Here is a 23,857-nt window from a genome sequence, read left to right as displayed (position 1 = left end):
AGTCCTTGTATAAGAAGGAGTCCGGCTGTGCCGATTCTCGCCTTTCTGGCGCCTCGCCGTCCATCCCGCCTCTTCTCCGCCGTCTCCGGCGCGGTCCGCTCGGTCGTCGCCCCGGCCGCCCTGGTCCGTGAGCAGGCGCCCGCCACCGCCCCGGACCCGACGGACGTCTACGCCGCCGACGACATGCCGGCCGTCGAGACCATCGCCGCCGCCGCGGCTGAGCTCGAGCGGTCCGCCGACCAGGCCCGCCGGGCAGACCGCGGCAAGCGTGCCGCGAAGAAGGTCCTCGACAAGCTGCCCGCCGGCGTCTACGGCGGCTGGAAGGTCTTCCGTACCCCGTCGTCGCGGAGCACCCCGGATCTCGCGGAGATCACCCGCATCTTCAAGGCGAATGGCCTCGGCAAGGTCCCGATGCGCCCCTGCAGCCCGTCCCTCAAGGTCGAGCGCGTCGAGGCCCTGGTCCTGGCGGAGGTGGCCTGATGCGCAACCTCCCCACCCCGGCGCAGGCGCTGAACGAGCGCTTCGCCAGCATCTACGCCACCCACCAGGCCCGCATCGCCGAAGTGGTCCGCAGCCGGGTCTTCAACGGCGACCGCGACCTCGCCGACGACCTCACCGCCGAGACGTTCGTCCAGGTGTGGCTGTCCCTCCACAAGTGCAACGCCACCACCGACGGCCGGCTGTTCAGCTGGATGGCGACCATCGCCCGCCGCACCGTGGCCGACCACTACCGCAAGGCCAGCAACACCCGCGAGATCCCCGCCGACACCGGCGACTGGCAGTACGCCAACCGCGACCTGGAGACCGCCGGCGGCTACTACACCCCGGCCGCCACCGGCTTCCGTACCGCCCGCCTCGGCGGTGGCCGATGAGCGACCTCACCCCCGACGTGATCGCCCTGCTCGCCGCCGTCGTCGAGGCCCTCGACCTGCCGCTGTCGCACTGGGACGACAAGGACGAGGCAGCCCACCACAAGCTCTTGACCGACCGGGCCGGCCGCGCCTGCATCATCCTCGACGGCGTCCTCGACAAGGGCCACGACATCGCCGACTCCGCCGCCCACCTGGCGCGGTGGACCAGCGAATCGCCCGTCACCTACACCGTCTGGGTCCCCGGGCAGTCCGACGGCCAGGACGGGGGCCAGGCATGAGCACCCGTCTCGCGGCTATCGAGGCCGCCCGCCGCGCGCTGGACGTGACCGAGGGCGTGCCGTACATGAACGCCCTCGAAGCCGTCGCCGACGTCCGCAAGCTGCGCGGCGTTGTCGAGCAGCTGCTCACCGTCGTCGAGGGCCAGCCGCGGCCCGTGCGGCTCGCCGCGGAGCATGACGAGCAGTTCCTCAGCCTGGCCCGTGCCGCCCGAACGGAGATTCACGCGGCGCGTGGCAGTCTCCAGCGTCTCGACGCGTTCGAGCAGGCCCTGACCGCCATGCTCTGGCCCGAGCAGGCCGAGGGCGGTGAGCCCCAGTGACCGCCCGCCGCATCACCATCCGCACCGACGTCGGCGACATGACGTTCACCGACCCGACCTGGTGCACCATCGAGCACACCGACGACACCGCTACCGCGGACATCGCCCACAGCGGCGAGGACCAGCGGTACAGGGTGCCCACGTCGATCGGCGACGCCCACGTCACCACCAGCGTCGGCAAGTACGAGTTCGGCGACGCCGACTACACCCGCCCGTACCTGAGCGTCGAGGTCGACCTCGTCATGTACCCCGACAGCCTCGAGCAGCTCGAGGAGACCGCCACCGCGCTCGAGGAAGCCGCCCGCTACGTGCGGACCTTCGCCCCCCGCCTCGCCGCCCTCCGGCTCGACGTCGAGAACGGGGGGCGGTCATGAGCAACCAGCCCCGTCCCTGCCAGTCCTGCGGCGGTGCAGGCGGCCGTACCGAGACGACCAGCGACGGCAAGACGATCCGCCAGTCCTGGCACTCGTGCGGCTCCTGCCGCGGCTTGGGGGCGCAGCGATGAGCGCCCGCTTCCCGATCCCGCGCCCGACCGAGGACGCCGCTGTCACGGCCGCGGCCCGCACCATCCCGCCGCTGCCGCCCGTCGATGTGCTGTTCGACCGCCTCGTCACCGCCTACGCCCTGCACGACCGCAACGGCCTGCAGCGCTTCGGGCTCGCCATCGTCCGCGCCGCCGGCGGCCCGCTCCGCTGACACCCATCGGCCCCGCCCCTCACCGGGCGGGGCCCCTATCCCGTGAAGGGAACCCCGTGAAGCTCTGGCTCGCCATCGGCGCCCTGCTCGCCGTCCTGGTCCTCTATCCCGCCCTCGCCGCCGCGCTGCTCGCCGTGGTCGGCACCCTCGCCGTGACCGCCGCCGCGCAGCCCGTCGTCCTCGGCTTCGTCGCCGGCCTGATCCTTCGGCCGCGCATCACCGCCCGCGTACAGAGGTGGACCCCGTGAACCGCACCGACGCCCAGCTGACACGCGGGCAAGCCTGGATCCTCGCCACCGCCACACTGCCGATGATCGCAACCGGCGCCCTCGGCGGATGGGGCACCTACACCAACATCGTCACCAAGTTCGGCCGCGCCGCGACCGCCCTCGGCGTCGTCGCAGCCGGCGAAGGCGTCACCCTCGTCCTCGCGTTGGTCATGGTCGGCCTGACGATGCTGGGCCAATCGGCCCCGGCGCCGGTCCGCGTCGGCCTGTGGTGCGCCCCGCTCGCCGCATCCCTGATCGGCGTGTCCGTCGCAAGCAACCTCACCGAGTCGGTCGTCTACGCCCTGACCCCCATGGCCATGTGCGCATCCGCCGAGGGGATCAGCCTGATCGCCCGGCGCATCGTCGTGTACCGCACTGGCGTCGACATGGAAGCCCAGCGCCGTCATGCGGCCACGGTGCAGCAGCTCGCCTACCACCGGGCCCGCGCAGCGAACCACCCGAACGAAGGGGCTCGCCGCCGCAGCGAGCTCAGGTCGTGGCGGCTGGCCCGGAAGGTCGGCGTGGGGGATGCCGAGCTGGGCGCCAGCCTCGTGCGGGTGCAGCGGGAGCGGCTGCGCGAGGGAGCCGACGCGGCCTTGGCCGGGATGTTCGGTGTCGGTGCCGCACCGGAGTCACTGGAGCTGCCCCCGGCCGAGGAGCCGGAGCCGGTCACCGAGCTGGTAGCCGAGGTGGTCGACTTCGACCCGCTGCCCGTCCTCGGCATGACCACCTCCGCAACCACCCACGGCCTGGGCTACATGGCGCTCGCCGACCTCGGCCTCAAGGCCATTCAGTGGCCGCCTCCGGCCTCCGAGGTGACCACCGAAGCACGGGACAGGGTGACCACCGCCGCAGCCTCCGAAACGGCCCGTCAGACGGTCACCGCCGTGGTCGTCAAGACACCGGCAGAGCTGCGCAAACAGGCCCGCAAGCTCAACGCCCAGACGGTAGCCGAGACCGGCCGCCAAGTGACCATCGAAGCGCTCCGCTCCGAGCTCGGCCTGTCCCGCCGTGACGCGGGCACCCTGCGCCGCGAAATCCTCGAAGGAGGACGGTCATGAGCACCGACCACAGCCGCCGCAAGGTGGCCACCGCCTACGAGCCCACCGCCGTCTACCCGGCCGCCGACCTGGCGCCGATCCCCACCGAGGGGACGCGCGTCGTCGGCTACCGGGAGTACGCCGGGATGCTCGTGCCCATCATCGAGGCGCACCCCGAGCCGGTCATGTACCAGCCCCGCGACCTCACCCCGCGCCCGGTCATCGACCCGCGGGCTCAGGTCATCGCGGCGAGCGGCATCTTCGCGGCCGGCACCGGGTGGGGCGTCGCGCAAGTCCTGTCGTCGCTGGCCGCGGTCGGCAGCGGCGCCCTGATGTGGCTCGCCATCGCCATCGTCGCCGCCAAGGTCACCGGCGGCAGCCGCGGCAGTACCACCAACACGACCACCGTCCACAACCACAACAAGTGGTTCGGCCGCTCCAACACCAGCGCCTGACCCGAGAGGACACCCAGCCATGACGACCTCAGCATCCGAGCCCGTCGACAAGGTCACCGAATACAGCAACAAGGCGGCCCACCTGCTCCGGCAGGCCGAGCCCATGCTCACCCGCACCGACAGCCGCCCCGCCCCCCAGCTCATCGCAGCCGCCGGAGTCTGGGCGCAGCTCGCGCAGGTCGCCGCCCTCGCCGCCCGCCCCGCTACCGAGGACGTGACCCACTGATGGCCGCTGTCGAACCGCAGTACACCGCCGCCGAAAAGGCCCGCATCACGGTGCTGGTGGCGCGCATGTGCAAGCGATCCGTTGCCGGTCCCGACGTGCACCAGGCCGACCTGGTGCGCCGTATCGACCGGATCAAGGAAGGCGCCCGGAAGCGGGCAGAGCAGGCAGCCAAGAAGAAGTAACGCCCCGGGGCGGCCACTCGCCGCCAAGCAGTCAGCCGCCCCGGGTCACCCGCCACTCAGCAGAGAAGCAGGAGACCCCATCATGACCGACACGATCACGGAGGCACCCCCGGTGGGCACCGTTCACAGCCTCAACGACCACCGCGCCACCCCGGTACAGCTCATCAAGCAGCCGCTCGAGGACGTGGTCCTCCCCGCCGGCGTCGAAGCCGTCGACCGCCCGGACAACCCCCTCGCGGACTGGCTCAGTGTCCCCGACGCGCCGCTGCTCCCCGCGTGGGCCCGCTCCCGCGCCTCGGTCGTCGCCAACGCCCAGGCGCTCGCTCGGCTCACCTGGTGGCACGCCCGCTTCCACGCCTTCCGGGTGCCGAAGTACCTGGTGAAGACCGTGCTGCTCGCCGCTCGCGGATTCTTCCGGGCCACCGTGGGACTGTGGCCCACCCTGTCCGCGCACGACCACAGCGCAGCCGTCCGGGCCCTGCGCGCGCAGGTCAAGGTGAAGCCCGAGGATGTCGAGCTGGCCGCGCGACTGCAGGCCGCGCACGCCGCCCGTACCGAGACGCGCCGTTGGCGGTTCGGTGCCGCGGCCGTCGGTGTCGCCGCCGCCGCCCTCGGCTTCGCCCTGGCCGACCCGCTGCTGCAGACCACCATGGCCGCGGCCATCGTGACCCCGCTGTCCTACCTCGGACGCGGCAAGGAGACTCACCTGCTCGACCAGGGCACGCCGCCGCTGCGGGTGGACATGTCCGCGCAGCAGCTCAACGACGCCCTGCGCGCCGCCAGCCTGCTCAAGGTCGGCAAGGGCGACGAGGAAGGCCCGAAGGTCTCTTGCACGATGGGCCCGGTCCGTGACGGGCGCGGCTGGGCAGTGATCTTCGACCTGCCGCGCGGTGGCGGCAAGACCGCCTCTGACGTGCTCGCCAAGCGGGAGGTCATCGCGCAGGAGCTCGGCGTGGATGAGATCCAGGTCATCATGTCCCGGGTGCGCGCGGCCAAGGGCGGCAACGCCGGCCGGGTGTCGATGTGGGTCGCCGACGATGACCCGTACCTCGGTACGCCGAACCCGAGCCCGCTGGAGAAGCTGGACAGCTTCAGCATCTGGGAGCCGATCCCGTTCGGGCAGGACGCCCGCGGCAACCGCATCTCCGTCCCCGTGATGTGGCAGTCCCTCTTCTTCGGCGGACTCCCGCGCCGCGGCAAGACCTTCACCCAGCGGCTGCTCACCGCCGCCGGGCTGCTCGACACCCACGTTCGGCACTACGTCGCCGACGGCAAGGGCGGAGCGGACTGGATGCCGATGAAGGCCGTCGCCCACCGCCTGGTCATGGGTGCCGAGGACGACGCGGTCGAGGCGCTGAAGGCCATGCTGCAGGAGCTGCTGGTGGAGATGGAGCGCCGGTTCGCGCTGCTCAGGGAGCTGCCGACGTCCGTCTGCCCCGAGGGGAAACTGACGCCCGCCATAGTCGCGAAGTACAACCTGCCCGTCATCTTCGTGACGATTGATGAGCTTCAGGAGTACTTCACCGCGATGGAGCGGGAGGACCGAGACGAGGTCATCAACAACCTGTGCCGGATCGCCCGGCGCGGCCCGGCCGCCGGGTTCATCAGCAACTTCGCCAGCCAGCGGCCCGACGCGGACTCGGTACCGACCAAGCTGCGGGAGATCATCACCCTGCGGTACTCCACCCAGGTCGTCGACCGCGCGTCGTCCGACATGGTGCTCGGCAAGGGCAAGGCAGCCCAGGGCGCGGACGCGTCTGTACTGTCCGAGGAGCACAAGGGCGTTGGTGTGCTGGTCACCGGGCCCGCGTCCTACGTGACCGTGCGGGCCGACTACCTCGACGGCCCCGGCTTCGCCACGCTCTGCCAGAAGGGCCGCACCCTGCGGCACGCTGCCGGACAGCTCACCGGCGACGCGGCCGGCGACGTCACCGCAGCCGCCGACGCAGCCGGCATCACCGTCCCGGCCGTCGTCTCCGACGTGCTCGAGGTCATGCGGCACTCGGTGCGGATGTTCACCACCGACCTGATCGCCGGTCTCGTCAACCTCGACGAGGACACCTACGGCGACTGGAACGCCGAGCGGCTCGCCGGTGAGCTGGAGACGGCCGGCGTCAAGCGCACGAGCAAGCAGGTGAAGATCGGCGGTGCGAACGCCGCCGGGTATCAGCGCCGCGACATCGAGGGCGCCGTCCCCGCCGAGATCCTGCTCCGGGGGTAGAGGGGGGTCCCTCTACCAACCCCCACAAACCGGCCCCGCCCGGGGCGCCCTCAGCTGGTTTCTGCAGGGCCCCCGGGTAGCGGGGGCCCTCTACCCCGGTAATGGGGGTGGTAGAGGCCCCTGACCTGCGAGGTAGGGCCGGTAGAGGGGGGTGTACGCCCCCCGTGGCAACCCCACTCAGGCCCCCGATGGGCAGAGCCCAACTACTCCGACGGGAACAGAGATGCGTGCGCTCACCCTCCCGACCTACCGCTACCGCCTGGCCCCGGCCGGGCTGATGACCCGCCGCCAACTCAGGGCCATCGGCCTTCGACCCGGAGGACATGACCCCGTCGGCGAGATCCGATGGCGCCGCGGCCGGCGGACCGCCTACCTGTACGACGTCGCCACCGCTGCCCCGGTCCGCCCCATGACCCCCGGCCGGGCCCGCGCCCTGGCCGCCGCCATGCTCGCCCGCCGCACCTGCCCCGACTGCAGACGCGACGCCGGATACGTCATCCCCCGGTCGCTCGGCTGTTGCTGGCCCTGCTCCGGCGAAGCAATCGCAGCCTGACCCGCACGACGAAGCCCCCGCGCCGGCGTACCGGGCGGGGGCTTCGTGTGTCCGGGGCCCGTCAGGGGTCGAGGCCGCGTTTCGGTTGGCAGATGCTGCACGTCGTGACGTCGGGCATGGTGAGCGCCAGATCCAGCGCCTTCCGGTCGAGCCGGCCGCCGCCCTTGATACGGCAGCTGTCACGGTGCACCACGCCGTGGCCGGTGTCGCCGTCGGGGTTGGGTACGTGCTGCAGCCGCCACGCCAGCTCGGTACGTGGCTCAGGTGGCGGGGCGGCGGCCTTCTCGATCTGCTGAATCTTCGCGTCGACCGCGGCGAGCTGCATCTGCAGGTAGACGCGGATCACCCGGAGGCGCTCCAGATCCGGCGGCAACTCGTACATACATTCGAGCGTAGCCACGCGGACCGGCGGGCGCACCCCCAGGCGCTCTCCCCTCGACGGCATCCGCGTGCGTACTCTGGCGGATACGCCACCCACGCCACACGAGGGGCCCGCCATGGACCTTCCCGAAGACCTCAGCATCGGCGAACGCATCCGACTCCTCCGCGAATCACGCGGCATGTCCCGGCCCACCCTCGCCGGCCTGTGCGGGCGAAGCCCCGACTGGCTCAAGAAAATCGAATCCGGCGAACGCGAACTCCGCTCACACACGCTGCTTCTGCGCCTCGCCGCTGCCCTCCAGATCGCCGACCTGTCCATCATCACCGGCGGCCCGTCCGACGTCGCGCAGCCCGTACCGCTCGGACGCCTCGGCCACCCCGCCATGCCCGCCATCTGGGCCGCAGTCATGACCCGTCCGCTCACCGCCGCGCCGGCACGCGAGGTCGACGCCGACGGACTGCGCGGCCGGGTCGAGCAGACGTGGCACCTCTGGCACACGTCCAAGAACAACCGCACCGAAGTTGGCGCCCTGCTTCCCAGCCTGATCGCCGACGCCGAGACCGCCGCCCGCACCCTCGACGGCCCGGCACGCCGTACCGCCCTGGTCGCCCTGTCCGACACCTACCGCCTCGTTGGCCAGGCCACCGCCTACATTGCGCCGGCCGAGCTGGCGTGGGTCGTCGCCGACCGCGCCCTGACCGCCGCGCAGCAGGCCGACGACCCCGCGGCTATCGCCGCCGCCGCATGGAACCTCGGCAACATCCTCCGCGAGACCGCCTATCCGGACGAGGCGCTCCGCGTCGTCACCGAGGCGGCAGACCTGATCCGCCCGCACCTCGACGGCGCCCCGCAGGACTGGCGCGGCGTCTACGGGGCGCTGCAGCTGCACGCGGCCGTCACCGCTGCCCGTGAGGGCCGCGAGGGCGACGCCTGGCGTTACTGGGACGCCGGGGACCAGGTCGCCAAGTCCCTGCCCGCCGCCTACGTTCACCCGAGCACGGTCTTCGGCCGGGCGAACGTCGACTTCCACGCCGTGTCGGTGGCCACCGACCTGCGCGCGGCCCGTAAGGCGCTCTCGCTCGCCGACGACATCGACCCCGACACGATGCCGTCCACCGAACGCCGGGCCCGCCTATGGGTCGAGGTCGCCCGCGGGCACCTCCAGCGCGGGGACGCCACGGCGGCGCTGCACGTGATGAAGATGGCGCACGACATCGGCCCCGAGACCGTGACCTATACCCCGTCAGCGCGGACGGCGGCGGCCGATCTCTGGCGCAAAGCCCCGCGAGCACTGCGCGGCGAGGCAACCCAGCTGGCGGAAGCGGTCGGAGTCACGGCGTCCGCGTAAGGGGGACAGGGTGTGTACGGGGGACAGACTGTCCCCCTCCACCCGTTGCGCAGCGCTTACGGTAGCGACCCCACAGTGACCGCTACCGAACGGGGACACCATGCCTGACGTGTGCAAATGGCACGCCTCACCCCGCCGCGCCGTACCTGCGTCCCGGCAGGACGACACCGGAGAGATCCGCATCCCGCTTGCCCTGTTCGATCTCGACCAGCTCAAGGGGCACTTAGAGCTGGTGCTGTCCCGCGTCGAGGCCGAGCAGATGTACGCCGGGCTGTCCCGTCTCCTCGTCGGCGACCGCCAGGCCTCCACCTCCGCAGTCCGGTGAGCGCCGCGGAGGGGACCGGGTGGCCCGAGGGCGTACCACCGGTCGGGGCACTGGTGCGGGACACCAGGAAGAACTGCGACGCCGTCGTGATGGCCGCCATCGGCACCTACGTCCAACTGCGCCCCGTCAAGGGCGGCACCGAATGGGACGCCAAGCCGAAGGACATCCGTGCCCTCACCGCCCGGGAAGAGCTGAGCGCACGGATGTCGGTACGGAACACGGCTATGCAGCTGCGGGTGGGTGGCCAGTGAAGAAAGCGGTGTTGCGGTTCGTGGCGTGGACGATCGCGCCCCACCAGGCCCCGGACGCCGAGCCGATCACGCACGCCATGCAGTGCGCGGCGTGCGGGGAGAAGTCCCTGTCGTTCGAGGACGTCGAGCCGGCGCAGTTGTGGGCCCTGAAGCACGCCGGGCGTACCCGCCACGACGCGTACCGCGAGGCCATCACCCGGCCGTGGCGGGCGCTGCCAGCGGAAGGGGCTTCGCTATGAGCGCCGTCTGCAACTGGTGCCGAGAGAGCACCCGTGCCCCGGTCGCGGTCGGCATCGTTGAGCGGGGAACGGGGCCGAGCGGCACCACCTACGCCTGCCCAGCCTGCCGGGACCGCCGCCGCATCGTCCCGATGGTCGACTGGAAGCACGTCGGCGACGGGCGGCCCCAGTTCTACCCGGGGCCGAAGCGCCGATAGACCGCCGCTCCCTGCCGCCGACACGGCATCCCCCGTAGGGGGCGGCGAGAGCCCCGACCGCTGAGCACTCGCGGTCGGGGCTCGCCCATGCCCGGGGAGGAGCCTCATTACTGATGAGGTTGGGCTTACGGGATCGCGTAAGCAGCCGGAAGGGTACGGCGATCTGCCGCACCCTTCTTCGGTGGTCGCCGGAAAAGCCCGGCCGCATGACGCGCCGAAACCGCAGCGTCACGAAACGGCAACTCCTCCCCCGGCCTCCCGGCCGATCCGGTCAGATGGGGCACCACACACCAGGGGGGACCAATGCGCCACGTCCGTATCGCCGCGCCATCTGCGGCAGCCGCCGTTCTGCTCCTCGCAGGATGCGGCATTAGCCCCAGCCCGAACGCACCCGCCGCCACCAAGGCCGCCGCCGCGAAGGCCAGCCCCGACCCGGAGCAGCAGTTCCTCAAAGCCGTCCACGACGTCCCCATCGACAGCTGGACGACAGCAGGGCCGTCCGACGCCGAGCTCCTCACGTACCCGGAGCAGTGGTGCGCCGGGCTGGCTGCAGGGCACAGCGCCGCCTACCTGTTCGACATGCACCAGGGCAACCTGTACCCCATCGGCCAGGACTGGGGGACAGCGAAGGCCGACGCCTACAAGGTCCTCGTCATGGGAGTCACCGCGTACTGCCCGAAGTACCGCAGCCAGCTACTGGACGAGCTGCGCGCCAGCGGCGACTACTGAGCGATGGTCACAGGCCCGTTCCGGTGACCGGGTTGTCCTCCCACTTGTCGACGTCCTCAAAGTAGCCAAGCAATGCTTTCGATCCGTCGGCCCATCCGCCGTGCCGGCCGATGGTGACGATGTCGTGGCCGGCCTTGCGGGCAGCGGTGGCGAAGCCGCGGCGCAGCGAGTGCCCGGTCCACTGGCCCTTCAGCCCGGCGGCGTCGGCGGCCCGCTCGACGATCAGCGCGGCGGCCTGGGCGGTGAGCCGGCCGGACGGGTCGCCGATTGCCACGCCGTGGCGGTACAGCGGCGGGGCCACACGGCCGTGTCGGTCGATCCGCACGAACATCGGGCCGTCGGTGCGCCCCGCCTCGGCCATGGCCTCACGTAGCGCCCTGAGCGTCCGCACGGGGCACGTGGCGAGTTTGGAGCCGTAGGGCACGGCGGTGTCGGTGAACGCCTTGACCTTCAACCGATACACGGCCGCCTCGATGCCCTGCTCGGTCTCGACCAGGTCCGCCAGGTCGAGGGCCACCAACTCGGAGACACGGGCCGCCGAGGCGAAGCCGAGGAGCAGCAGCGCGGCGTCGCGCTTGCCGATCAGGGTGTCGCGGTCGAGGGTGGCGAGCATCTCGCGCAGGCGGGCCGGGACGGCGGGCTGCGCCTTGCGGGCACGGGCGGCGGGATCCTTGGCACGGGCGAGCTCGTCGCGGTGACCGGCCAGCACCATGCGCGCGCCCTTTGTCTCCGGCGGCTGGACGTTCACGGCGCGGTGGGCGGTGCGGATAGCGGCGATGGCCCGCTCGATGGAGCTCGGGGAGAAGGGGCGTCCGGTCTTCGGCCGCACGGCGGTCTTCAGATGCGTGACGTACTCGATGACCGTCTCGGGTGCGGCCGGCAGCGGGCTGCTCCCGGTGGTGGCGCACCAGTCGGTGAACTGCTGCCAGTCCGAGGCGTAAGCGCGTCGGGTGGAGTCGGCAGTGCCAGCGGCGAGTGCGGCCCGTGCGGCTTCGGACAGACGTGCGGGTTCGACGGTGGCGACGGCGTCGTGGTGACGGCCGCTCAACTCCAGTTCCTGGTTCATGAGAAGCCATGTTATCTCTAATCAGGGTGGTGTCTATGGACACCAGCGCGATTGCCGATCGGGGAGCCCGGAACGCGCCTGTCGGGGTGGTCCCGTCCGGCGTCGGCGAGCGCCAGGGCGAGCAGCTCGGCCCGCTCGGCGTCGTCCAGCTCGAGCACATCGGCGAGCACCGTGGCGACCGAACGGGACGGAGTCCGCTGCCCAGTCTCCAGGCGCAGCAGGTACTCATGGCCGATGCCCGCGAGCCGTGCGGCCTCGCGCAGCCGGTAGCCGGCACGCATCCGGGCTGCGCCCAGCATCACCCCGAGCTCCGGCGGCGGGGTACGGGGCATCCGTATCTCGGCCGGCATCAGGCATCTCCCTTTCGCCGCGCGCCCCGGATGGCCAGGGACATGCGGAGCAGCTGCTCGTACTGCTCGAAGTGGCGGCGCTGCGCACCGGTCATCTGCGGCAGTGCCTTGGCGATCCGGTCGGCCTCGACGCGCCGCTTCTCCTTCAGCCGACGCCATGCGCCCCGGCACCGCCGACTACAGAACCGCGGCACCGGTCCCCGGCCGGACGGCGTGAAGTCCACGTCGCAGTAGCCGCATGCGAGCGTCGTACTGCCCTGTGCTGCCGTCTCTGGCACGGTCTGTCCCCTCACCGCTTGTAGGCCGCGTAGGTCTTCGAGTTCCGCATGCCGAGGCGCAGCATCCCCTGCTCGATGGCGTCGCGGAGATCCCGCTCCGACCGCACGCTGCCTGCGACGTTGACCGTGATATTGACGACCGACCCGCCACCGCCTCCGCCACCGCCTCCGGCGAGCCCCATGCCCGGGTTGCGCATGGCGGCGCCCTGCCGGACCGACATAGCGAGACCCTGGGCGGCGATGACGGCGTGCTTGGTGCTGCGGTCGATGCCGACGGCCACACCCTTGGCCGTGTTATCGCCGAGCTCCGCCATGACCGTGGACGGGGACTTGATCCCGAGAGCTTTCTTGATCGCCGCCTCCATGGCCTTGGCGATCTTCATCATTTGCTTCTCGATCGCTTTTTCCTGCGACTGCAAGCCCTTGACGAGGCCTTGGGCGCTCTTGATGCCCGCGCCGTACATGGAGTCGGCGACGGCTGTGCCGGTGGCGTTGGCGGCGGTTTTCATGTTGCCCTGGAGGGAGTTGAGCTGGTCGATCGTCGACTTGTTCGCTCCGGCCAGCGCCGCCGCCGTGGCCCCGCCCTGGTCCACTCCGGCCGCTGCGATCTGTGCGATGAGGTCGGAGCTGAGGCCCTTCTTCTTGAGGGCCTGCAGCTGGGTGGCGAAGGCGGTCGCCTTCTGAACCTGGTCGCGCATGTTGTTGACGACGTCTTGGCCGGTCAACCCAAAGCCGTCTTGCGGGGCGGTGGTGATGACGGATGCGGACTGCATGATGCCGGAGGCGACAGAGTTCTTCTCAGTCGTCCACTGCTTCTGGACCGCGGCGAGTGCCTTCTGTGCGGACTTCAGCTTCGTGGCCACCGAGTCGCGCTTGGCCGCCAGGGACCGCAGGGCGTTGTCCTCGCGCTTGACGTACTTCTCCAGCCGGTCAATGGTCCCCTCGTGGGCCTTGACCCACGAGTTCAGTGACCGGTCTTTGCTGGTTTTGCCGCTGGTCATCAGGTCCGAGACCTTGTTGCGGGTCTGGATCAGCAGGGTTTCGATGCGCCGGGTCGCGGCCTTGACCTTCGCCGTGGACGAGGTCAGGCCGTCGACCAGGCCCTCGTTGACATAGATTCCGAGGCTGCGGAAAACCTTCGAGGGGCTGCTGATGCCGAGGGCGGACTTGAAGGACGACACGGCGCCGTGGGCGATGCCGGACAGGACGCTGGACACGTTGATCGACTTGATGCCGTTGAGGAGGCCGCGCAGCATGTCCGCACCTGCGCTGTAGAGCAGGTGCCCCAGGTTGCCGAGTGCGGACTTCGCCTTGCCGGGCAGGCCGCGGACCCAGTTGATTGCCGTTGTGGCCACGGAGACCTGGGCGCGGTAGAAGGACGTGAATGCCGACCGGGCGAGGTCGTACAGCTTCCCGCCGAGGGAGGCGAGTGCGCCGCCGATGCGGCCGGGGAGTGCGGAGACCCAGCGGACGATGCTCGCTCCGACGCCGACGACAGCGTGGTAGGCGTCGGAGAACCCGGCGCTGATCTGCTTCCAGTACTTGTTGATCGCGTAGACGGCGAGGCCGATCGGACCGGTCAGCAGGCCGAGGATGAGCTTCCAGTGGCTTTTGACGAAGTCGATGACGAAGTTGACGGCCGCCCCGACTGCGCTCTTGATCTGGTCCCAGTACTTGATGATGCCGAGGACGGCGAGCCCGATCGGGCCTGTGATGAGCGCGAGGATCAGCTGCCAGTGAGCCTTGACGAAGTTGATGACGAAGGTCACGGCAGTGGTGATTGCATGGAACGCCGCGTTCACCACGTTCCGGAACGCCGCGAAGTGCGTGTAGGCGTAGACGAGTCCCGCGACCAGGGCGGCGATCGCAATGACGATCAGTACGACGGGGTTCGCGTCCATCGCCACGTTCAGTGCCCACTGCGCGACCGCCGCCGCCTTCTCGGCGATGGTCGTGGCTATCAGCTGGACTTTCTGGAGCGTCCACGCCGCAGCGGTACGCAACGCACCCAGGGCGCTCGCCGCCATCGACTTGGTGAAGTTCAGAGCCGCCGCCGATGCAGTCTTCATCGCCGCGCCGACGCCCTTGACGCCAGACACCAGTCCGGTCCACGCGGCACGACCGGCCGAGGCGGTGGCCGTGGCCATCTTCCGGCCGAAGTCCGCCACCGCCGTACCGGCAGTGCGTGCCCCGGACTTCACGCCGTCCCAGGCGTACATGCCCTTCAGGCGCATCGTGTCGAATGCGGAGGTCGCCGCGGCGCGGGTCGCTGATGCCCCCGCCTTGATGCCGTCCCAGGCGTACATGGCGCCCAGTCGCGCCGAGTTGAACGCGGATGACGCACCCGAAGCAATCCGGCCCCACGGGATCTTGCCGATGGCCTTACCGATGCCGCCGATGCCGCTGATCAGCGGCTTGAGGGCGCCGCTGATGAACTTCACCACCGAGCCGACGAGGATGACGCCGATGGCGGCGGCGAGCACCTTCGTCACCGTGGTGTGCTTCTCGAAGAAGCCGATCACCGACATGATGACCGGGATCAGCTTGAGCCCGACCGTGATCGCCACGGTATTGACGGCTTCCTTCATGCGGGTCATCTGGACGTTGAAGCTGCCCTGCGTGATCTTCCAGCCCTCGACGCTCTTGGAGGCGTGATTGAAGCTCTTGTTCGACTTATCGACGCGATCCTTGAACCCGACCATGTTGTCGCCGGTGAGCTGCAGTGTGGTGTTGAGACCGATCGCGCCGCCGGTCATCTTCTTGACCGCGTCGGTGTAGGTCTTGGCGGCCGGGCCGCCCTTCTTCAGCTCCGCGCTGAATCCGTTGGTCTTGTTCTGCAGCGTCGCGTACTGCGACAGCAGGTTGGCCTGGTCGGGCGGCAGCTTTTTCAGGGCTGAGCGCCAGTCACCGAGGCTGATGGAGCCCTTGGCGTAGGAGCCTGCGAGCTTCTGCAGGCTCGACGGCATGTTCTTGACCATGAGGTCCGCGTCGTGGGCGGCCTGCTTCGTCTTGTTGAACGCACTGAGCAGGACCGTGCCCGACGGCCCCATCTTCGACAGGACCGTCTGCGAGAGCAGGCCGAGGGTTCCGGTCAGACCGCGCTTCCCGATATTCGTGGACACGTCCGTGGCGGACAGGCCGAAGCGCTGCATCTCCTGGACGGCGACGTTGTTCGGGGCGGCCAGGGAGCGGATCGTCGCGGCGAGTTCCTGAGTGCCCTCGCGGGCCGACGTGCCGTGCTGGGTGAGGGTTGCCAGCGCGCCGGTGATCTCGCCGAAGGAGATCTTGTTGGCGGATGCGATCGGCAGGACCGTGGACAGGGAGCCCGCGAACTCCTGCATCGTCATCTTGCCCTCGCCGGCGGCGGTCTTCATCCCGTTCATGACGCGGACGGAGTCGCTGGCCTTGAGGTGGTACGAGGCCATGACCGAGGTCATGGCGTTGGTGACGTCCTTGAGGTTGGCGCCCTCTTCGCGGGCACCCTGCGATGCGGCGCGAAGCACCTTGAGGCCGTCGGCGCCCCGGTACCCGGCCTTCTCGACCTGGTACATGCCCTCGGCGAGCGAGCCCGTCGACGTGCCTGTCTCGCGGGCCAGCGACAGGATGCCGTTGGAGACCATCTTCAGGTTGGACGTCGACTCGCCGCAGGCGGTGACCAGCAGGTTCAGTTTCTGCTGGAAGTCGCCCGCAGCCTTCACGCCGTAGGCGGCGAAGCCGATGCCGACCATGGTGGTGGCCTTGCCGACCTTCGTCAGCATGCCGCTGAGGCCGCCCATGCGTTGCGTGAACGACTCGCCTGTCCGCGACGCCTCACGCATGCCCCGCGTGAACGGGGCGGTCTCCGCGCGGAGACGAATGAACAGGTCACCAACGTCGGCCATGGTGGATCAGGCCTCGCCGTCGTCCTCGTACCGCCCGGCAACGAGCTCGCTGACCGTCATCGGCCGGCGGCGCTGCCTCGGGTGCGGCCCGTACTGGAGCGCGTAATCCCGCCACTCCTCCGGGCCCATCTCGTGCAGCGCCTTCTCCGGCACGGCCGGGGCCGCGGGTACCTCGGGGGCCGCCTCGGCCAGCGCAGCAGCGGCCTGCGGCACGTTCTTCAGCGCCTCAGCAACGGCCGCAGCGACAGCCCTGTCGACGACAGCCCGCAGGCGCGTCTCCTCGGCCTCTGTGGCGACCTTGGCCCTTGCGAGGCGAGCGGCCTTTATGCGGGCCACCTGGGTCGGGCGGTCGACACCGCGGCCCATCTCTTTCCACTGCTCGGCTATCCGGCGCGACTGCGCCCAAGGATCGGGCTGCGGCTGGGGATACTGGTCGGTCACGTCGACTCCTCAAGGTCGCCACGTGCGGAGAGAAGAGGGGGGAGGAAGCCGGTCCTCGGGGCGCAGGCCGCGTCACCGCGGGAGAAAGGAGGCAAAGCCCGCTGTTCGGCCTTACGTCCGCTACCCGGGCCACCACGGGCGCCGGACGGTGAGCTTGACGCCTCGAGGCGGCGGGTCATCAGGAAGGAAGCTGCGGGTTCTGCATGATCTGAAGCAGCACCGGGCTGTAGTCGATCAAGACAGATGCATGGTTCGGCAAGGCCGGCTGCGGCATGTCCTGCGCCCAGATGCCAGCGCCAATCCCGGCGTGGTGTGAATCCAGGCGGGCCTGACCTGCCCTCTGCTGCGCCGCGATGGCCTCGGACACGATCTGCCTGAGCGCCACGTAGGCCTCACGCAGCTGCGCGAGGTGCTGGTTCATCTCGTCCATCGCCTGCGCCTCGCGGGCGGTGGCCTCCTCGAACTGGCGGCCTGCCTGCTCGCGCTGCTCGCGTTCCTGCGTGGCCCGCTGCTCGGCCGCCCGGTGGGCCTCCAGCTCCTGCGCCCCGGCGATGAGCGCCTTAACGTGCGCCTCGGCGATCAGGACCGGCTGCCGGAGTTCGTCGGCGGCCTTCTTGTGGTCCTCGGCCGCCGCATAGTCCCTGTCCTCCAGCGCCTTCGCCAGGTCGGACTCGGCAAAGGCCAGCTGCTCACGCAGCCCCTTGGCCTCTTTTCGCGCCTGCTCCAGCCGCTCGTTGAGCTTGGGTGCCGTCATCGTTGCCATGCCTGGTTCCCCTTCGTGCGCGGTAGGCGCGCACGCTCTCGGGGTCCAGCAGCCACACGTTGCGGCTGGTCTTCCGGCCGTCGATCGTGCCTGCTGCGGCAAGTTGACGGACACGGGCCTCGGATACCCCGGCGATCGTGGCGGCCTGCTCGGTCGTCATGAACTGCCTTCGATCCGATCCTGACGGGGCTTTCGCAGGCGTAAGAAGTGTGACCACCGGGGCGCTTGCGCCTGCGTAAGCCCGGCGGGCTTCCTGCTGCTGCCGGAACTCCACAGCCGCGTCGCGGGCGGTCACACGCACCGCCTGAGCCGCCCAGGACAGACGAGGGCGGCGGAAGGAAGCCGGCGGGGGCGTACCGCGCAGGTAGGCGTCGAGCAGGTCGAGGGCGGCCGTCAGTTCCTCGCAGAGCACGCCGGGCACCGCGATGCCGTCCCACAACTGGACGGGTGCGGGCCGGCGGTCGTCCGGCGGCGGCTCCGCGGGAACCATGGCGTCCATCAGGCCGTGCCCTGGCCCTTCTCGCGGGGCTGCGCCAGCATCACGGCGGCCCATCGGGCAACGGAGCCGTCAGGGCCGCCTTGGGCGCCCTCAGGGAGGTCCACGGACCACACGGCGAGGAACACCTCACGGGCATGGTTCACGGCCCGGTGGCTGCGCCCGATGATCTCGACGACGGCCGCGTTACGGATGCTGTGCGCGAACGTCGCGGTCGTCGCCATGTCCTGCGGGCGCAGCCCCTGGCCGACGTCGACCCGGACACGGGCCCCGTCGGCGCCGGCCACCGCGCGCGGGTCCGCCTTGGCCTTGTACCGGCCCGGCTTGCTCTGTACGCCCACCACGATGCGCGGGTGACGGCCCGGCGGCTCTTGCGTCGTCACTTGTCGCCCACCTCGCTGGCCTCCAGGCGCCCCGCAATACGGCCCGCAGACCGCAGGGCCGCCCCGGGGATCGATGGGGCACCGAAGTCCAGGAAGCACGACGCGAGGACCGTCAGCGCCAACAGCGCCTCCTCCGCAGGCGTGTCGCCGAGCAGCTGCGCCTGCGGGATCTCCAAGCCTGCGTTCCGGGCGGTTGTGAGCGCGACGGCGGCCTGCAGCCCGCGCGCGGTGAGGGTCTCGGCGGGCATGTCACGCCTCGCTTCGCAGGCCGGCGGTGCGGGTGACGGCGTACCAGGTGCCGCACGGGGAGCGGCGCAGTCCGAGGCCGAGGTGCCTGTGCTGGGCGCCGCAGTTGGGGCAGGTGACGACGACCTGCAGGCCGCCGGAGGTGACCAGGTCGGCGCCGGGGACGGTGCGCAGCTCGGTCGAGAGGGACGTGTACGTGTCGGTCTGGTTCATGGGGGGCTCTGTTTTTCCGTGTGGTTGGTGGGGTCGGGGGTGATTTGTCGTTCAGGCCGCGACGGGCGCGACGCGGGGGCGGTCGGCGCGGACGAGCCAGAGCAGTTCGCACGCGGGGTCGAGGCAGCGCACGGCGTCGTGCGGGGCGCCGGCGATGACGACAGCGGCGACGCGCCGGGCCATCCGCTCGACGCGGCACGCGGGGCAGATGATCATGCGGGCGTTCGGTGGCACGGTGGTTCCTCCGGGGGTCGAGGGGGCCTGAAGTCTGCGGCCTTCGGGTGCGCATCCGGCGGCGGGCTCAGCGGTGCTGAGGGCATAGCTGCCGGTCGGGCGAGCGGACGCTATTTCCGCCGCGTTGAGGCGCGCGAGCTTGCCGCGGTGCCGCTGCACGAGCCCGGCGTCACGGGCGGCCTGCAGGTCGGCGCGGCGCTCCTTGGAAGCTTCCCGGCGGCGGGCGGCTTCGGCGATGCGCTGCTGTACGAGGTCTTCGACGTTCATGGGATTCCTGTGGGGGGACGGGCCCGGCCGCCGGGTGGACGGCCGGGCGGGTGGTCAGACGAACATGACGAGCTGCTCGCCGCGGCCGGTGATGACCGTGGCCTTCCTCGTCGCCTCGGGCTTGGGGTCGAACTGCTGGAGGTTCTGCTTCAGCTCCTCGATCCGCTGGGTGAGCGGCTCGGCCATCTCGCGGAGCCACTCGCGCGTGCCGCAGCCTTCGCACGCTTCGACGCCGCAGGCACGGATGTGGAAGGGCACACCCCACCAGCCGACGTCAACTATGTGGCGGCCGGTCAGCAGTGGCTTCCGTTCCTTGTACAGCTGGCGGAGTTCGCGGCTGATGCGCCGCTTCTCCGTCTCGGCCTTCTTCGTGGTCATCAGGTTCTCCTTCGTGGTGTGCTTGGGGTGGTCGGGCCCGGTACGAGCGGGCCCGGCCGTCGTCGTCAGTGCCAACTCAGGTGCTGGCCGGGCATGTCGAACGCGCGGATGCCGTCCGGTCGCATGCGGCCCGTCAGCTGGCGGTACAGGTCGTGGCTGGCCTCGCAGCGGTGTTCGTCGCAGACCACGATGCAAAGCGGTAGTCCGTCCGGAGACTTCACCAGGTAGAGGCCCAACACGTCGTCGTCCTCGTTGGCGGTCTCCTCGACGGCGAGGGTCGCGAGAGTCGCGGGCCTGGTGCAGCCGTCCGGCTCCTGGCAGCGGAGGCCCTTGATCAGCCTTGGAATGCGCTCCACGCGGGTCTGCACGATGGCGTATCCGTGGTCGCGGATGTCGTCGTCGATTCCGGTGGGCGCGCCGTGGGTGAGGGTGCGTTCGGTCATGCTGCTGGTTCTCCTTCGTGGTGTGCTGGGTTGGCAGCCGGCCCCGATAGGCGCGCTGTCAGACGGCGATGAACAGCTGCGGGAGTTCGGCGAGCTGCCGCCACGACTGGTGATAGGCGAGAGCGGGCAGCCGCTCGGCGATGCTTTCGACGGTGGCATCGGGGCCGGCTACGTGGCGGACTCGGCCCCAGAGCTCCTCGCCGCCGAGGCGGTCGGGGTGATCGCCGTAAGCCGCAAGGAACTCTTTGCGCACCGGGCCGTGGAACTGCACTCCGCGGTGGATGAACCGGGTGAACCCAAGATCCTGAGAAGCCGGGCTGCCGGCGACCTGGAGGCGGTCGGGCCTGCGGGCCGCCAGATGACTGCGGATCAGGCCATCGGCGATGACCGCTTCCGCGTACAGACCTGCGTGCAGGTGCTTGTGGGCGGCTTCCTCGGGGGCCCGGACGTGGGCGCGTCGCAGCTCGCCGTCCTTCTGCCAGACCACGTGCACATGGGTGGCCGCGTCCGCGCACTTGTCGGGGTGGTAGTTGACCCTTCCCCAAAGCTCGCCGGTGAGCGTGGCGTTCACGGGGTTGAGGATGGTTTCTTCCTGGAGCTGCCGGAATACGGCGAGGGTGACCTGCTTGCCGCTGATGGTGAGGGTCTTCACCTCTACGGCCGCCGTGGTGATCGTGGCGTTGTGAACGGTGAGCTGCTTGGTCACGGGGTCTCCTTGAGGAGGTTCTCGGGGGCGAGGTAGACGGTCACGTGCCTGCCGGCTGTCGGCCTTTCGGTGGCCAGCAGGAGACCGGCATCGATGAGCGGGTCGAGCAGGGTGTCGAGGTCCGCTTTGGACGGTCGCCGAGCGCCTTTTTCCTTCAGCGCGTCTCGGACTTCGGACCGCGTCCGGCCGTTGTTTCCGGCTCGGCGGATGTACGTCAGTAGTCGCTGATCTTGGGTGGGCATCGGGGTCTCCGTTCGGCGAAAGGTCGACCACTTCACGTCCCACACCCTTATAGGGGTGTGTGGGAACGTGTAGCTGGCGCCGTGTAGTGCGTGTAGTGGTGCGTGAAGCTGTGACCTGCGGTCATGCCCGGTGCGTGAAGCTGTCGTGTAGTGCGTGTAGCTGCACGTGAAAACGGGTGCGTGAAGCTGTTCGTGAAGCTGTGCGAGGGCTTCACGACGCCCTCGCAAGGCCGAGGTAGTAGGTGGCCGGGCTGGTCTTGGTGGGGCCGTCGTGCTTGACGAGCTGCCCGGAGCCGACGAGCTTGTCGAGCCGGCGGCGGGCCTTCTCCTTCTGGGCGGCGGTGGGTGTCTTGGTGTCGAAGATGGCCTCTGCCGCGCGGGCTGCGCTGAGACCTTCGGGTCCGCCGTAGCGGGCCAGCTCGATGAGGTCGGCGGTGTTCTGGACGGAGGAGACACCCGAGGCGTGGTCGTGGATGACGTTGAACGGCCCGAGCTCGTTCATGGGCTGCTTGAGGTGACGGAAGTTCACGACGGGGTCGCCGGCCTCGCCCCACAGGAGGATCACGGAGCCGGTGCCGGAGGTGAGCCACACGGATCCGTACACGCCCGCAAGGTCGTTGGGCGCCGCGCCGTTGGGCCCGCGCTTGGTGAGGTGGTGCAGCTCGAGAACCTGTACGCCTGCCGCGATGGCCTTCTGTCGGGCCCGGTTGTAGCCCGCCCCGACTTCGTCCTCGGACAGGCCGATGGCGGCGTCCTTGAGCGAGTCGATGACGACGGTGTCCGCTTCGGCCGCCTCACACATGGCGGTGAGGATGTCGGTGTGCTTGGCCATGTCGTAAGGCGGCGGCCCTTCCCAGACGACGAGCCGGTCGTCGAGCAGCTTCCGGTCGTCCTTGCCGAAGATGCGGTTGGCTGCGCGCCGGGCCTGGGCGGGGCGGTCCATGGAGAGCAGCAGGACCCGCTTACCGCGGGCGACCGGAAGCCCGAGGACGCTGTCCTGCAGGCCGATGCGGGCGCGGATTACCTGGTGGGCGAGCGTGGTCTTCCCGACGCCCTGAGGGGCGCAGAGCATGAGCGCTTCACCTTCGGCCCACAGGACGTCCCCCCCGCTGCCCCAGACGGCGGGCGGGATATCGGGGACGTCGAGGACGAACGATCCGCCGAGTGTGAACCGGGAGCGCTTTTCCTCGGGCGCCTCGATGGGGTCCTCCTCGGCTGGGGGCTCGTCGGCTTCCGGCCAGTCGTGTACGAACTCCTCTTCGCCGGCCGCGTCATGGGCGGCCTGCTGGAGAGGTCCGGGCTGGCTGAAGGGGCTGGGGGGCTGGGGCGCAGACGGACCGCTACGCCGCTGGATCTCGGCGAGGACGGGTGCCGGGAGACGCCCTGCTTGGCCGAGAGCACCGCGACCATGGGCGGCCAGCAGTAGGTCCCGGGCGGCGGCGTCACGGTCTTCTGCGTAGTAGAGGTAGGCGAAGACAGTGCCTTTGGTGAGCTTCTGGCCGTGCGCCAGGGCGCCGACGGGGAGGTCGGCCAGCTCGGACCAGTTGATGGCGACGTGGTCATTGCACAGCAGGCTGTAGGCACTGCTGGCGCGGTCGCCGTTCGCCGACGGCCGCAGCCACTTCTCACGGCCGTCACTGTGCTGGCCCTCATAGGTGAACCCGGCGGGCCCGAGGATGTCCGCCCACGATGCCGTGTCCTGCAGGGCATCGAACGGACCCGTACCGGCCGCACGATCCACACGAGGTTTGTCCGCACGGGGCGGCGGGATGGCTACGCCGAGCCGCTTGATCTTCCGCTCGCGCTTCTCCCGGTCGGCCTGCTCCAGCAGCTTGCGGGCGTCGGGCGCGAGGCGGTCCGTGATCTCGTACAGCTCACCGAGGTCGTAGGCGACGCCGGTAGCCGGTCCGATGCCGGTCGGGCGCTCGAGGCCTTCCTTGCGGTTCACGGTGCCGGGCAGCTTCATCAGCCGGTCGAGGTTGCCGACCTCGACGTCCCAGGACCAGCCGTTGCGGTAGGCCGCCGCGCCGAGGATGGCCTGCAGGTTGGTCGTCAGTTCCTTGACCCGGGCGCGGTCTTCGTCGTCGCCGATGATGTGGGCCTCGGGGAGCACCCATCCAGGGTTGTAGCCGCCGCCCGAAAGACTCCAGCCCGTCGGATCCGGCAATCCGGATTCTGCGACGACCCGCGCGACGGCGTCAGCGTCGGGTGGTGCGGGGAGGTCATCGAGGCCGGGCTTGTGGCCGATGGTGCCGAAGTCGCCGTCAGCCCAGAAGTACGGAACGCAGTGCGCGAGGTCTTCGCCACCGCGCCCGGTGGTGGGCTTCTCGCGGAGGGTAGTGACCTGGGTGTAGATGCCTTTCGGGCGACGCTTGTCGAGATCGAGTGCGTACTGAACGGCGGCCTCGATGCCGGCCGGGTCGGTGGCGAAGCGTTGGCCAGCCCATCCGTCGGCGTCGGAGCACACACTGATGCATCCGGGAAGCCCGGAGTACAGGTGTGTCAGCCATGTCCGCATGACGTCGGCGTCTGCGGTCAGCGGCGGCTGCTCGGTGCTCACTCGTTGCTCTCCGCGCTGTTCGTGGCCGTGACGACGTCGTCGGCGAGGTTGGTTATGGCGGTGCACCAGCGGCGGGCGCAGGCCCGGATGCTGTGGGGGGAGGGCTGCTCCTCGAGGTGTGCGCGGATCGCGCCGAGGGTCAGCTCGCGGCGTGCCTGCTCGCTACGCAGGCGCAGCATGTGTGCTTCCCTGGCGTCCTCGTCTCGAGGGCGAATGTCGCTCGTGATCAACGTGGTTCCTAGCCGCGAGGGCGAGGGGAGGGCGTAACGGCCAGCGGCCGTCCCTCGCGGACTGGTCAGTTCTGTCGTGCGGTGGAGATCGAGGCGC

Annotated in this window: 37 protein-coding genes; 19 read left to right on the top strand and 18 right to left on the bottom strand. The window is 70.2% G+C overall.

The window, feature by feature from the left end:
- Positions 1-27: 27 nt before the first annotated feature.
- The 13 genes from FCI23_RS10610 (at position 28) to FCI23_RS10550 (ending at position 7,112) form a co-directional block, all read left to right on the top strand.
- Positions 28-480 carry a hypothetical protein gene (locus tag FCI23_RS10610; protein WP_246143618.1) on the top strand — a complete coding sequence of 151 codons (453 nt, stop codon included), beginning with the start codon at positions 28-30 and terminating at the stop codon, positions 478-480.
- A complete protein-coding gene (locus FCI23_RS10605; protein ID WP_136723230.1) occupies positions 480-872 on the top strand; it encodes an RNA polymerase sigma factor in 393 nt (130 codons plus the stop codon). Before FCI23_RS10610 ends, FCI23_RS10605 begins: the two co-directional genes overlap by 1 nt.
- Positions 869-1,150, top strand: coding sequence for a hypothetical protein (locus tag FCI23_RS10600; RefSeq protein WP_136723229.1), 282 nt, complete (start codon positions 869-871; stop codon positions 1,148-1,150). The genes FCI23_RS10605 and FCI23_RS10600 overlap by 4 nt, the downstream gene beginning before the upstream one ends.
- Entirely contained in the window at positions 1,147-1,470 is a 324-nt protein-coding gene (locus tag FCI23_RS10595; RefSeq protein WP_136723228.1) for a hypothetical protein, read from the top strand. The genes FCI23_RS10600 and FCI23_RS10595 overlap by 4 nt, the downstream gene beginning before the upstream one ends.
- The gene (locus tag FCI23_RS10590) at positions 1,467-1,844 is read left to right on the top strand and encodes a DUF6907 domain-containing protein (protein ID WP_136723227.1); all 378 of its coding nucleotides are present in this window, start codon (positions 1,467-1,469) and stop codon (positions 1,842-1,844) included. The genes FCI23_RS10595 and FCI23_RS10590 overlap by 4 nt, the downstream gene beginning before the upstream one ends.
- Before the next feature lie 127 nt (positions 1,845-1,971).
- Entirely contained in the window at positions 1,972-2,166 is a 195-nt protein-coding gene (locus FCI23_RS10585) for a hypothetical protein (RefSeq protein WP_136723226.1), read from the top strand.
- 56 nt (positions 2,167-2,222) lie between these two features.
- Positions 2,223-2,414 carry a hypothetical protein gene (locus FCI23_RS10580; protein WP_136723225.1) on the top strand — a complete coding sequence of 64 codons (192 nt, stop codon included), beginning with the start codon at positions 2,223-2,225 and terminating at the stop codon, positions 2,412-2,414.
- Positions 2,411-3,496: a conjugal transfer protein gene (locus FCI23_RS10575; protein WP_211265273.1), complete on the top strand. Its 1,086-nt coding sequence runs from the start codon at positions 2,411-2,413 to the stop codon at positions 3,494-3,496. The genes FCI23_RS10580 and FCI23_RS10575 overlap by 4 nt, the downstream gene beginning before the upstream one ends.
- On the top strand, positions 3,493-3,930 hold the full coding sequence (locus FCI23_RS10570) for a hypothetical protein (RefSeq protein ID WP_136723224.1): 438 nt from the start codon (positions 3,493-3,495) through the stop codon (positions 3,928-3,930). The genes FCI23_RS10575 and FCI23_RS10570 overlap by 4 nt, the downstream gene beginning before the upstream one ends.
- Positions 3,931-3,949: 19 nt before the next feature.
- Positions 3,950-4,156, top strand: a complete 207-nt coding sequence (locus FCI23_RS10565; protein WP_136723223.1) for a hypothetical protein — start codon at positions 3,950-3,952, stop codon at positions 4,154-4,156.
- Positions 4,156-4,338, top strand: a complete 183-nt coding sequence (locus tag FCI23_RS10560; protein ID WP_136723222.1) for a DUF6257 family protein — start codon at positions 4,156-4,158, stop codon at positions 4,336-4,338. The genes FCI23_RS10565 and FCI23_RS10560 overlap by 1 nt, the downstream gene beginning before the upstream one ends.
- A gap of 82 nt (positions 4,339-4,420) precedes the next feature.
- Complete coding sequence (locus FCI23_RS10555; RefSeq protein WP_136723221.1) at positions 4,421-6,559, top strand: FtsK/SpoIIIE domain-containing protein; 2,139 nt, start codon at positions 4,421-4,423, stop codon at positions 6,557-6,559.
- 223 nt (positions 6,560-6,782) lie between these two features.
- Positions 6,783-7,112 carry an RRQRL motif-containing zinc-binding protein gene (locus tag FCI23_RS10550; RefSeq protein ID WP_136723220.1) on the top strand — a complete coding sequence of 110 codons (330 nt, stop codon included), beginning with the start codon at positions 6,783-6,785 and terminating at the stop codon, positions 7,110-7,112.
- 61 nt (positions 7,113-7,173) lie between these two features.
- Here the strand turns inward: FCI23_RS10550 and FCI23_RS10545 are convergent, their stop codons facing one another.
- Positions 7,174-7,494 carry a DUF6233 domain-containing protein gene (locus FCI23_RS10545; protein ID WP_136723219.1) on the bottom strand — a complete coding sequence of 107 codons (321 nt, stop codon included), beginning with the start codon at positions 7,492-7,494 and terminating at the stop codon, positions 7,174-7,176.
- 115 nt (positions 7,495-7,609) lie between these two features.
- Between FCI23_RS10545 and FCI23_RS10540 the strand changes: the two genes are divergently transcribed.
- From FCI23_RS10540 to FCI23_RS10515, 6 genes are all read left to right on the top strand, one after another.
- Complete coding sequence (locus tag FCI23_RS10540) at positions 7,610-8,842, top strand: helix-turn-helix domain-containing protein (RefSeq protein ID WP_136723218.1); 1,233 nt, start codon at positions 7,610-7,612, stop codon at positions 8,840-8,842.
- 109 nt (positions 8,843-8,951) lie between these two features.
- Entirely contained in the window at positions 8,952-9,167 is a 216-nt protein-coding gene (locus FCI23_RS10535; protein WP_136723217.1) for a hypothetical protein, read from the top strand.
- Entirely contained in the window at positions 9,164-9,418 is a 255-nt protein-coding gene (locus tag FCI23_RS10530) for a hypothetical protein (RefSeq protein WP_136723216.1), read from the top strand. Before FCI23_RS10535 ends, FCI23_RS10530 begins: the two co-directional genes overlap by 4 nt.
- Entirely contained in the window at positions 9,415-9,657 is a 243-nt protein-coding gene (locus tag FCI23_RS10525; RefSeq protein ID WP_136723215.1) for a DUF7848 domain-containing protein, read from the top strand. Before FCI23_RS10530 ends, FCI23_RS10525 begins: the two co-directional genes overlap by 4 nt.
- On the top strand, positions 9,654-9,854 hold the full coding sequence (locus FCI23_RS10520; protein ID WP_136723214.1) for a hypothetical protein: 201 nt from the start codon (positions 9,654-9,656) through the stop codon (positions 9,852-9,854). The genes FCI23_RS10525 and FCI23_RS10520 overlap by 4 nt, the downstream gene beginning before the upstream one ends.
- A gap of 303 nt (positions 9,855-10,157) precedes the next feature.
- Positions 10,158-10,583: a DUF732 domain-containing protein gene (locus FCI23_RS10515; protein WP_136723213.1), complete on the top strand. Its 426-nt coding sequence runs from the start codon at positions 10,158-10,160 to the stop codon at positions 10,581-10,583.
- Positions 10,584-10,590: 7 nt separating this feature from the next.
- Here the strand turns inward: FCI23_RS10515 and FCI23_RS10510 are convergent, their stop codons facing one another.
- The 17 genes from FCI23_RS10510 to FCI23_RS10430 all read right to left on the bottom strand — a co-directional run bounded on the left by FCI23_RS10510 (position 10,591) and on the right by FCI23_RS10430 (position 23,709).
- On the bottom strand, positions 10,591-11,649 hold the full coding sequence (locus tag FCI23_RS10510) for a site-specific integrase (RefSeq protein WP_136723212.1): 1,059 nt from the start codon (positions 11,647-11,649) through the stop codon (positions 10,591-10,593).
- A 17-nt stretch (positions 11,650-11,666) separates the two neighbouring features.
- Positions 11,667-11,999 (bottom strand): helix-turn-helix domain-containing protein, encoded by a 333-nt coding sequence (locus tag FCI23_RS10505; RefSeq protein WP_136723211.1) that lies wholly within the window; start codon positions 11,997-11,999, stop codon positions 11,667-11,669.
- A complete protein-coding gene (locus FCI23_RS10500) occupies positions 11,999-12,277 on the bottom strand; it encodes a hypothetical protein (protein ID WP_136723210.1) in 279 nt (92 codons plus the stop codon). The genes FCI23_RS10505 and FCI23_RS10500 overlap by 1 nt, the downstream gene beginning before the upstream one ends.
- An 11-nt stretch (positions 12,278-12,288) precedes the next feature.
- Complete coding sequence (locus tag FCI23_RS10495; RefSeq protein ID WP_136723209.1) at positions 12,289-16,158, bottom strand: phage tail tape measure protein; 3,870 nt, start codon at positions 16,156-16,158, stop codon at positions 12,289-12,291.
- Between the two features lie 6 nt (positions 16,159-16,164).
- Positions 16,165-16,599 (bottom strand): hypothetical protein, encoded by a 435-nt coding sequence (locus tag FCI23_RS10490; RefSeq protein ID WP_136723208.1) that lies wholly within the window; start codon positions 16,597-16,599, stop codon positions 16,165-16,167.
- Positions 16,600-16,777: 178 nt separating this feature from the next.
- Positions 16,778-17,362 carry a hypothetical protein gene (locus FCI23_RS10485; protein WP_169316751.1) on the bottom strand — a complete coding sequence of 195 codons (585 nt, stop codon included), beginning with the start codon at positions 17,360-17,362 and terminating at the stop codon, positions 16,778-16,780.
- Positions 17,289-17,861: a helix-turn-helix domain-containing protein gene (locus FCI23_RS10480; protein ID WP_169316750.1), complete on the bottom strand. Its 573-nt coding sequence runs from the start codon at positions 17,859-17,861 to the stop codon at positions 17,289-17,291. Before FCI23_RS10480 ends, FCI23_RS10485 begins: the two co-directional genes overlap by 74 nt.
- Positions 17,861-18,241 carry a hypothetical protein gene (locus tag FCI23_RS10475; RefSeq protein ID WP_136723205.1) on the bottom strand — a complete coding sequence of 127 codons (381 nt, stop codon included), beginning with the start codon at positions 18,239-18,241 and terminating at the stop codon, positions 17,861-17,863. Before FCI23_RS10475 ends, FCI23_RS10480 begins: the two co-directional genes overlap by 1 nt.
- A complete protein-coding gene (locus FCI23_RS10470; RefSeq protein WP_136723204.1) occupies positions 18,238-18,489 on the bottom strand; it encodes a hypothetical protein in 252 nt (83 codons plus the stop codon). The genes FCI23_RS10475 and FCI23_RS10470 overlap by 4 nt, the downstream gene beginning before the upstream one ends.
- A gap of 1 nt (position 18,490) precedes the next feature.
- Complete coding sequence (locus tag FCI23_RS10465; protein WP_136723203.1) at positions 18,491-18,700, bottom strand: hypothetical protein; 210 nt, start codon at positions 18,698-18,700, stop codon at positions 18,491-18,493.
- Positions 18,701-18,751: 51 nt separating this feature from the next.
- Positions 18,752-19,201, bottom strand: a complete 450-nt coding sequence (locus FCI23_RS10460) for a hypothetical protein (protein ID WP_136723202.1) — start codon at positions 19,199-19,201, stop codon at positions 18,752-18,754.
- A gap of 54 nt (positions 19,202-19,255) precedes the next feature.
- Positions 19,256-19,579 (bottom strand): hypothetical protein, encoded by a 324-nt coding sequence (locus FCI23_RS10455; protein WP_136723201.1) that lies wholly within the window; start codon positions 19,577-19,579, stop codon positions 19,256-19,258.
- A 65-nt stretch (positions 19,580-19,644) separates the two neighbouring features.
- Complete coding sequence (locus FCI23_RS10450) at positions 19,645-20,022, bottom strand: hypothetical protein (protein WP_136723200.1); 378 nt, start codon at positions 20,020-20,022, stop codon at positions 19,645-19,647.
- Positions 20,023-20,080: 58 nt separating this feature from the next.
- Positions 20,081-20,728 (bottom strand): hypothetical protein, encoded by a 648-nt coding sequence (locus tag FCI23_RS10445; RefSeq protein ID WP_136723199.1) that lies wholly within the window; start codon positions 20,726-20,728, stop codon positions 20,081-20,083.
- Positions 20,725-20,970, bottom strand: coding sequence for a YebC/PmpR family DNA-binding transcriptional regulator (locus FCI23_RS10440; protein ID WP_136723198.1), 246 nt, complete (start codon positions 20,968-20,970; stop codon positions 20,725-20,727). The genes FCI23_RS10445 and FCI23_RS10440 overlap by 4 nt, the downstream gene beginning before the upstream one ends.
- 211 nt (positions 20,971-21,181) lie before the next feature.
- Positions 21,182-23,530, bottom strand: coding sequence for an AAA family ATPase (locus FCI23_RS59410; protein WP_246143617.1), 2,349 nt, complete (start codon positions 23,528-23,530; stop codon positions 21,182-21,184).
- Positions 23,527-23,709, bottom strand: coding sequence for a hypothetical protein (locus FCI23_RS10430; protein ID WP_136723197.1), 183 nt, complete (start codon positions 23,707-23,709; stop codon positions 23,527-23,529). Before FCI23_RS10430 ends, FCI23_RS59410 begins: the two co-directional genes overlap by 4 nt.
- Between the last annotated feature and the right edge of the window lie 148 nt (positions 23,710-23,857).

This window comes from Actinacidiphila oryziradicis (assembly GCF_005047355.1).
Lineage (GTDB): Bacteria > Actinomycetota > Actinomycetes > Streptomycetales > Streptomycetaceae > Actinacidiphila > Actinacidiphila oryziradicis.
The sequence above is the reverse complement of the archived record's forward strand: the minus strand, read 5'-3'. Positions and strand labels throughout refer to the sequence as shown.